We start from the raw sequence: 8,016 nt of genomic DNA, 5'->3' as shown, positions 1-8,016 counted from the left end.
ATAGAGGGAGTGGTCATCGGTGTGACGCCTTTCGAGTGGGATGTGAGAGTTTCCTCGAAGGAAGATCCCGGTGGCCACGCTGACGTTTACTGGCCGGGATCGTTACACCACTCTACGGGGCACTACTGAAACGGACGCCGGTTGAGGCCCCGACGCACCTGCCGCAAGGCCCGCAAGCTTTTGTTGACAATGCTGCTGTCGGGCAGAAACCGCGGTCTGGGTCTTGGGGCTGCTTGGGGTGCCTCGGAGTCCTGCTCGTCGCTATGGTTGGCTTCCAGCTCCCGAGAGCCGGAGAGGATCCGGCAGATCGCAACGACAACCAGTCTGTGGCCGGGGTGGTCTGCGAAAACGCCGTCAGAGCGAACTTGAAGGCTCCTTCAACTGCATCGTTGGACAGCGACGCAAGCGATGCCGGCTACCGAAGGTGGACCGTCTCGGGGTACGTCGACTCCGAGAACTCCTTTGGTGCGATGATTCGCACTGGCTACGCGTGCGCCGTAGACGTCACTGCGGACGTCGAGCTGGCGTGGCGGAGCGGCCTCGTCCCGAGCTCGCCGTCCTCGAGGACCTCCGCGTGGCGGAGGCGGATGACGTCGCCGCGGCGGCCGCGCACGGTGAACCGCAGCCAGCCGACGAGGTTCTGTCCGAAGTCCACGAGGGTGCGGCCCGACGGCGACCGCCAGATGCGGCGCGGCGCGAGGGTCTCATGGCGCCGGATCGGCGGGGCCGCCTGCGGTTCGAGGGTCGCGGTCGATCTCGACCGCGCGGACGGCGAGCGCCGGCTCGTCTCCGCGGACCCGGGCATCCACCGTCTGCCCCTTGTACAGCGAGTTGCGTGTGATCCCGGATGCCGTTGCCCGCCGCTCCGGCGACGTCGTGAGCCGCTGTCGCCGCCCGTCGCGGAACTCGACCTCGAGCGCCGCGGCGACGGCGATCCCGTCACCGTAGTTCCCGTTCGCGGCACCGAACCCGAGCCGGCCGCGCCACCACCCGTTGCCGAGCAGCAAGCCGACCTCGAGGTCGCCCGTGGCGCCCCGGACGATCGCCGTCACGTCGAACGAGTGGTAGGCGAGCCGCCATTCGTACGAGGTCCACCCGGGGTTCAGGACCGACTCGGTGACGGGCATCCCGCCGCACCGTGGAAGCGCGGGGCCACCCCCTTCGGGACCTCCGTCGTCAGGAAGGCGGCATCGTCGAGGGGGATGCGCGCATGTCGCGACCTTCCGTCCGGGCAGAGCCCGACGAGGTCAGGCCCGGCCGAACCCGTCGAGGTCGGGGTCCCAGTACGCTTCGGGCCCCTCGTCCAAGATCGTCTCACCCGAGCCGCCGTCGGCGCGAGGGAAATGCGGGTGGTGTCGCAGCTGCGCGGCGGCGAAGGAGAAGTCGGGCTCGGGACGGTCCCAGTCGGTCGCGACCGAGAGCACGTCGTTGCCGACGCCGATGACGAGGAATGCCTCGCCGATCTCCCCGTTCTTCTCGAACACGATCGGGATCGTGACAGCATCGGCCCGGCCGCGCTCTGCGACGGCGGCCGTCAACGTGACGAGAGCCTCCGCGACGTCATCGGTCGTGACCACGGTCTCGCCGGCGTACGTGATGCATCTCATATGCCCACTATGTGGCGTGAAGTCCGAATCACCGAACGGTTGCGTTCCCGCCGCCCGGCGAGTACGGCGGATGCCGCGGTCAGGCCTCGGCGGTCACGGGCGCGACGTCGTCCACCGCATCCGTCATCTTCTGCAGGAAGGCGACGACGTGCTCCTGTTCGTCGGGGGTCATCCCGACGGCGACGTCGTACATGAGCCCGTGCATGCGCCCGAGGGTCTCGCGCACCTCTTCGTTCGCGTGCGGCGTCGCCCGCACGAAGATGCTGCGCCGATCGGTCGGGTTCGCGATCCGCTGGACGCGTCCGGTCTTCTCGAGCCGGTCGAGCATCGTCGTGATCGACGCCGAGGTGACCCCGAGATACTTCACGAGCTCGGCGGGACGGGCGGAGTGGTCGGGCTGACGCAGAAGGTAGCGAAGCGCGAGAAGCTCGTTCTCACCCATCGCCATCGAGTCCCGGGTGCGGCGACGCATGGCGGCCTCGGCGGCGCGGTAGGTGCGCAGCGCCTCGAGGACACGACGTGCCCGGTCGCGCTCGCCGGGGGACTCGTCGTACCAGTAGCCGGCCGTGTGCTCGCCGTTCGCCACATTCACTCCCCGCTGGTCGCGCCGAAATGCGGCGACGTCATCGAGAATAGGTGATGGGAGCGGGCGGACAGCCGCCAGTAGCCACGTGTCCCCGGATCCGCTACTCTCCCGCAACCGCGAGAGGGGAAGCCCATGCCGTTCCGAAGCAAAGAGACCCTCGAACGCTGGGTCGACGAGTTCCACGAGGCCCGCGGCGCCGGCGAGCGCATCAAGGTCATCGTGCAGGACGGCACCGACGGCGCCGACACCGGCCTTGTGGTCGTCCCCCTCGAGAACGCGACCGTCACGATCTTCATGCAACCGGCCGAGGTCGGGGCAGCGTCGTGGCGCGTGACCATCGAGCCGCAACCCGACACGACGATCCTCAACAGCCACCAATTGCACGCGATGGCCGTCGAGCTGTCCGTCGCCGCGGAGCTCTGCGCCTACCTCGAAGCCCGCTCCGTCGGCCACGAGGAGACTGACGTCGACTGACCTCCGGCAGCGGTCTTCAGCCGGCCCGCGTGCCCGCGTCCGGCTCGCTGAGCGCCGGATGCAGGTGAGGCGACGCGAGGGCGACCGCAGCCTGTCGCGCACCGGCCGCGAGGCTCGCATCGACGTCCGAACCCGCACCATGCGCAGCGAGGAATCCCGCGAAGAAGGCATCGCCGGCCCCGTTGCTGTCGACGACGTCGACCTCCACTGCGGCGACCGCGTACCGACGGCGAGCCGCGTCCATCGCGATCGCCCCTGACGCTCCGCGCGTGCACACCGCGAGACGGGGGCCGCGCTGCAGACACGACTCCAGCAGTTGTAACGGGTCATCGACGGCATCGTCGTTCATGAACACGACCTCCGCGGCGCGCAGGAACGGCTCATGGAATGCGGCCTTCCCGTCGTAGTCGTGGAGGTCCGTCCAGACCGGCGCGTCGATGCCGCGCGCCACGAGCTCGGCCCCGAGCGCGCTGAGGTCCACGACCGCGACAGCGGCAGAGTCCAGATCATCACCGATCTCCGCGACGATCGCCGGATCCGCCGCCGAAGGCGTCGCGACGTACAGGGAGACCCGCTCGCCCGCCCGAGTCATCAGATTGACATGCTGCTCCGTGGCGTCGGACGCGTGGCGCGCCAGACGCACGCCCGCACGCGCGAGCCCGCTCGCGACGGCGGCGCCCTCGGCATCCGCTCCGAGAAGCGCGTGCAATCTCACGTCCAGGCCGAGCTCCGCGAGGTGGACCGCCTTGCCCGCCGATGTTCCGCCGACCGTCCGCACCGATCCGGTGGCGAACTGCATGTGGGGTGTCGGCTCGGGGAGCCGATCGAGTTCGATCAGGTGGTTCCAGGCGGCGGGCCCGCACACGACGACGGTCATGCGCCCAGTCAACCATCGGGTCTCTGCTCCGGACGCATCCGTTCTCACATCGCGCCTGCCTGCGAAGAGAGGAAGAGGTAACCAAAGCGGTCGATCCCGGTGCGGTCGGGGGAAACACCCGCCCTTTAGCGTCGAGCCTCACACCCGGCTCCACGACTGAAAGGCATCTGCGATGACGTACGTCAAGCCCACCGAGCTCGTCCAGACCGTGATCGACGCCGGCGCGTCGAAGGTCATGCTCTCCACCCGTGACACCCTCGTCCGCTCCATCATGGGCGGCGCGCTGCTCACGCTCGCGGCGGCGTTCGCCGTCACGGTCAGCGTCACCACCGGCATGCCGCTGCTGGGCGCCGTACTCTTCCCCATCGGGTTCGTGATGCTCTACCTGCTCGGCTACGACCTGCTCACCGGCGTGTTCGTGCTCGCACCCCTCGCGTGGCTCGACAAGCGCCCGGGCGTCACGCTCGGCGGCATCCTGCGCAACTGGGGACTCGTCTTCCTCGGCAACTTCATCGGCGCGTTCTCGATCGCGCTGCTCATGGCGATCGTCTTCACGAACGGCTTCTCGACCCCGCCGAACGAGGTCGGTCAGGCGATCGGCCACATCGGCGAGGGCCGCACGGTCGGCTACGCCGAACACGGTGCCAACGGGATGCTGACCCTCTTCGTCCGCGCCGTGCTCTGCAACGCCATGGTCGCCACCGGAGTCGTCCTCGCGATGGTGTCGAAGGACGTGATCGGCAAGATCGTCGCGATGTGGATGCCGATCATGCTGTTCTTCTTCATGGGTTTCGAGCACTCCATCGTGAACATGTTCCTCTTCCCGTCGGGGCTGCTTCTGGGCGGCGACTTCACGATCGGCGACTACCTGATCTGGAACGAGATCCCGACGGTGCTCGGCAACCTCGTGGGCGGACTGCTCTTCGTCGGCATCCCGCTGTACGTGACCTACGGCCGCCCCGCCGCCCCCCGCCGCGTGCGCCCGTCGCGTCGCGAAGCCGCCGCCGCCCGCGCCGTCGCCGTGGGCTCCGCCGTCCCCACCCGGTGACCGACGTGGCCGGCATCGTAAAGAGACCGCAACACGACGTGACCACCCAGGCAACCTCGCCCGCATACCGTCACGACATGAGCTCCACCGGCCCCACCCCGCCCCACGTGGTCGTGGTCGGTGCCGGGATGGTCGCACACCGCTTCGTCGAGAGCCTGCTCAGCCGCACCGACGAGCCGTGGCGGGTCACCGTGATCGGCGAGGAGCAGCGGCATCCCTACGACCGGGTCGGTCTCACGTCGTTCTTCGCCGGGGCCTCGGCCGACGACCTCGCCCTCGACGAGGGTCCGCTCTCGGACGAGCGGGTGCGGTTCCTGCGCGGCGTCGCCGTCACGCGGATCGAGCGCGAGCGCGCCGAGGTCGTCACCGACCGCGGCGAGCGCATCGCCTACGACCGGCTGGTGCTCGCGACCGGTTCGTACGCCGCCCGGCTCGCGGTCGACGGGTACGACCACGACGGCTGCTTCGTCTACCGCACGCTCGACGACGTCGAGGCCCTCGAGCGGTTCGTGCAGCGCCGGTCGGCCGAGCTCGGCCGCCGCCTGGTCGGCACGGTCATCGGGGGCGGGCTGCTCGGCCTCGAGGCGGCCGGCGCGCTGCAGGGCCTCGACGTCGACTGCACCGTCGTGCAGTCCTCCGACCGGCTCATGTCGGCGCAGCTCGACCTGCCCGCCGGCGACGCGCTGCGCCGACTCATCGAGCAGCGCGGGATCGGGGTGCGCACGTCGGCGATCACGACGCGCCTCGACGCCGACCGCAGCGGGCAGGTCGTCGGGCTCGAGTTCCGCGACGGGTCGTGGGAGCGCACCGACGTCGTCGTCTTCACCGTCGGGGTCCGCCCGCGCGACGAACTTGCCCGCACGGCCGGGCTCGCCGTCGACCCGCGCGGCGGCGTCGTCATCGATGCCGGCTGCGACACCTCCGACCCGGCGATCCTCGCGATCGGCGAGGTCGCCAGCTTCGAGGGCCAGTGCGTCGGTCTCGTCGCCCCCGGCTACGCCATGGCCGAAGTCGCCGCGGCGCGCCTGCTGGGACTCGAGGCCTCGTTCGCGGGCTTCGACGTGTCGACGAAGCTCAAGCTCTCGGGCGTCGACGTCGCGAGCTTCGGCGACGCGTTCGCCGAGACGCCCGGCGCCCTCGACGTCGTCTATGCCGACCCGATCGCCGGGGTCTACAAGAAGCTCGTCGTCTCGGACGACGCGAAGACGCTGCTCGGCGGCATCCTCGTCGGCGACGCGTCGGCCTACGGGTCGCTCCGCCCCCTCGTCGGCGGCGCCCTCGGCGGCGACCCCGTCGCCTACCTCCTGCCCTCCGACGGTGTCGCCGCCCCCACGGGCGACCTGCCCGATGAGGCGCTCGTGTGCTCCTGCAACAGCGTCACGGCCGGCGGCATCCGCTCTGCCGTCCACGACGAGGGCTGCACCGACGTGAAGGGCATCAAGGCCTGCACGAAGGCGGGTGCGGCGTGCGGGTCGTGCGTCGGCATGATCACGAAGCTCCTCGGCAGCGAGCTCGCGAAGACCGGCGCCGCCCTCAGCACCGCGCTGTGCGAGCACTTCGCGATGTCGCGGCGGCAGCTCTTCGACGCGGTCCGCGTCTCGGGACTGTCGACCTTCAGCGCGGTCATCGACCGGTTCGGCACCGGCCGTGGCTGCGACATCTGCAAGCCGGTGCTGGCCAGCATCCTGTCGACCCTCACCGGCCGGCACGTGCTCGACGGCGAGAACGCGACCCTGCAGGACACCAACGACCACGTCATGGCCAACATGCAGAAGGACGGCAGCTACTCGGTCGTTCCGCGCATCCCGGGCGGCGAGATCACCCCCGAGGGACTGGTCGTCATCGGGCAGGTCGCGCAGGACTTCGGGCTGTACACGAAGATCACCGGCGGCCAGCGCATCGACATGTTCGGCGCGAGGCTCGAGCAGCTGCCCGAGATCTGGAAGCGACTGGTCGACGCGGGCTTCGAGTCGGGCCACGCCTACGGCAAGTCGCTCCGCACGGTGAAGTCGTGCGTCGGGTCGACGTGGTGCCGCTACGGCGTGCAGGACTCGGTCGGCATGGCGGTGCAGCTCGAGCTGCGCTACCGCGGGCTGCGCTCGCCGCACAAGATCAAGCTCGGCGTCTCGGGCTGCGCCCGCGAGTGCGCCGAGGCCCGCGGCAAGGACGTCGGCGTCATCGCGACCGAGGCGGGCTGGAACATGTACGTCGGCGGCAACGGCGGCTTCACGCCCCGCCACGCGGTGCTCCTGGCCGAGGGACTCGACGACGCCGGGCTGCTGCAGGCGATCGACCGGTTCCTCATGTACTACGTGTTCACGGCCGACCGCCTGCAGCGCACCGCCCCCTGGTTCGAGGACCTCGAGGGCGGCATCGACGAGCTGCGCCGTGTGATCTTCGACGACTCGCTCGGGATCTGCGCGGATCTGGATGCCGCCATGGCCCGCCACCTCGACAACTACGAGGACGAGTGGAAGGCGACCCTCGACGACCCCGAGAAGCTCCGCCGGTTCGCCTCGTTCGTCAACGCTCCGACGACGCCCGACCCTTCGCTCGCCTACACGGTCGAGCGCGGGCAGGCCCGTCCCGCGACGCCCGAGGAGCGTGAGGACGGCCGCGTCCTCATCGCGGGGACGACCCTGGAGGTGCGGCGATGACGATGATGGTGCACGAGACGGATGCCTCGGTGCCGGCCGGCTGGACCGCGGTGTGCGCCCTCGCCGACCTCGAGGTCGAGCGCGGCCGGGCCGCCCTGCTCGGCGACGAGCAGATCGCCCTTTTCGTCACCCACGCGGGCCGCGTGCACGCGGTGCAGAACCTCGACCCGTACAGCGGCGCGCACGTGATCTCGCGCGGCATCGTCGGCACCCGGGGCGAGGTCCCGACGGTGGCGTCGCCGATGTACAAGCAGGTCTTCGACCTGCGCACCGGGGTCTGCCTCGAGACGCAGGGCAAGGACGCGAAGACGCTGCGGGTGTGGCCCGCCGCCGTCGAGGACGGCATCGTCTACGTCCGGGAGGAGCAGCGATGACCACCCTCTTGGGTCTCTCCCTGACGGGACGACGCGTCGTGTTCGTGGGCGGCGGCGCCGTCGCCGGACGGCGCGTCGGCCGCTTCCTCGACGAGGGCGCGCTCGTGACGGTGGTCGCGCCGGCGCTCGGCGACGCCCTGCGCGCGCACGTCGCCGCCGGCCGCGTGACGTGGGTCCCGCGCCCCGCCCGTCAGGACGACGTGACGGATGCCTGGCTCGTCCACGCGGCGACGGGCGACTCATCCGTCGACTCCGTCGTCGCGGCGTGGTGCGACGACGTCCGTGTGTTCTGCGTCAACGCGTCGGACGGCGCCCACGGGTCGGCCCGCCTGAGTGCCGAGACCCGATCGGGCGACGTGATCGTCGCCGTCGCGTCCGACGCCGGCGTCGACC

Annotated in this window: 10 protein-coding genes; 5 read left to right on the top strand and 5 right to left on the bottom strand. The window is 70.4% G+C overall.

What is annotated here, in order from left to right; translation table 11 throughout:
- Positions 1-484: 484 nt before the first annotated feature.
- From NH287_RS15510 to NH287_RS14290, 4 genes are all read right to left on the bottom strand, one after another.
- Positions 485-655, bottom strand: coding sequence for a family 78 glycoside hydrolase catalytic domain (locus NH287_RS15510; RefSeq protein WP_253036146.1), 171 nt, complete (start codon positions 653-655; stop codon positions 485-487).
- Between the two features lie 49 nt (positions 656-704).
- Positions 705-1,127 (bottom strand): alpha-L-rhamnosidase N-terminal domain-containing protein, encoded by a 423-nt coding sequence (locus NH287_RS14300; protein ID WP_253036145.1) that lies wholly within the window; start codon positions 1,125-1,127, stop codon positions 705-707.
- Positions 1,128-1,247: 120 nt separating this feature from the next.
- The gene (locus tag NH287_RS14295; RefSeq protein WP_253036144.1) at positions 1,248-1,607 is read right to left on the bottom strand and encodes a hypothetical protein; all 360 of its coding nucleotides are present in this window, start codon (positions 1,605-1,607) and stop codon (positions 1,248-1,250) included.
- 79 nt (positions 1,608-1,686) lie between these two features.
- Complete coding sequence (locus NH287_RS14290) at positions 1,687-2,199, bottom strand: MarR family transcriptional regulator (protein WP_253036143.1); 513 nt, start codon at positions 2,197-2,199, stop codon at positions 1,687-1,689.
- A gap of 126 nt (positions 2,200-2,325) precedes the next feature.
- Here NH287_RS14290 and NH287_RS14285 point away from each other — a divergent pair, with 126 nt between their 5' ends.
- A complete protein-coding gene (locus NH287_RS14285) occupies positions 2,326-2,667 on the top strand; it encodes a hypothetical protein (RefSeq protein ID WP_253036142.1) in 342 nt (113 codons plus the stop codon).
- 16 nt (positions 2,668-2,683) lie between these two features.
- Here the strand turns inward: NH287_RS14285 and NH287_RS14280 are convergent, their stop codons facing one another.
- On the bottom strand, positions 2,684-3,544 hold the full coding sequence (locus NH287_RS14280; protein ID WP_253036141.1) for a carbohydrate kinase family protein: 861 nt from the start codon (positions 3,542-3,544) through the stop codon (positions 2,684-2,686).
- A gap of 172 nt (positions 3,545-3,716) precedes the next feature.
- Here NH287_RS14280 and NH287_RS14275 point away from each other — a divergent pair, with 172 nt between their 5' ends.
- The 4 genes from NH287_RS14275 to NH287_RS14260 all read left to right on the top strand — a co-directional run.
- A complete protein-coding gene (locus NH287_RS14275) occupies positions 3,717-4,592 on the top strand; it encodes a formate/nitrite transporter family protein (protein WP_253036140.1) in 876 nt (291 codons plus the stop codon).
- A gap of 77 nt (positions 4,593-4,669) precedes the next feature.
- Positions 4,670-7,249 (top strand): nitrite reductase large subunit NirB, encoded by a 2,580-nt coding sequence (gene nirB / locus NH287_RS14270; protein WP_253036139.1) that lies wholly within the window; start codon positions 4,670-4,672, stop codon positions 7,247-7,249.
- Positions 7,246-7,623, top strand: coding sequence for a nitrite reductase small subunit NirD (gene nirD / locus NH287_RS14265; protein ID WP_253036138.1), 378 nt, complete (start codon positions 7,246-7,248; stop codon positions 7,621-7,623). Before nirB ends, nirD begins: the two co-directional genes overlap by 4 nt.
- Positions 7,620-8,016: bifunctional precorrin-2 dehydrogenase/sirohydrochlorin ferrochelatase (locus tag NH287_RS14260; RefSeq protein WP_290440645.1), on the top strand; the 397-nt coding region annotated here is incomplete at its 3' end. The genes nirD and NH287_RS14260, both read left to right, overlap by 4 nt.

Origin of the sequence: Microbacterium sp. CnD16-F, from assembly GCF_024124465.1 — a bacterium.
GTDB lineage: Bacteria > Actinomycetota > Actinomycetes > Actinomycetales > Microbacteriaceae > Microbacterium > Microbacterium gawkjiense.
Note: the sequence above shows the minus strand (reverse complement) of the source record. Positions and strands in the feature narration are given on the sequence as shown.

Coding starts and splice junctions, on each gene's coding strand:
- NH287_RS14300 (WP_253036145.1), bottom strand. CDS start 1,127: ATGCCCGTCACCGAGTCGGTCCTGAACCCCGGGTGGACCTCGTACGAA.
- NH287_RS14295 (WP_253036144.1), bottom strand. CDS start 1,607: ATGAGATGCATCACGTACGCCGGCGAGACCGTGGTCACGACCGATGAC.
- NH287_RS14285 (WP_253036142.1), top strand. CDS start 2,326: ATGCCGTTCCGAAGCAAAGAGACCCTCGAACGCTGGGTCGACGAGTTC.
- NH287_RS14280 (WP_253036141.1), bottom strand. CDS start 3,544: ATGACCGTCGTCGTGTGCGGGCCCGCCGCCTGGAACCACCTGATCGAA.
- NH287_RS14275 (WP_253036140.1), top strand. CDS start 3,717: ATGACGTACGTCAAGCCCACCGAGCTCGTCCAGACCGTGATCGACGCC.
- nirB (WP_253036139.1), top strand. CDS start 4,670: ATGAGCTCCACCGGCCCCACCCCGCCCCACGTGGTCGTGGTCGGTGCC.
- nirD (WP_253036138.1), top strand. CDS start 7,246: ATGACGATGATGGTGCACGAGACGGATGCCTCGGTGCCGGCCGGCTGG.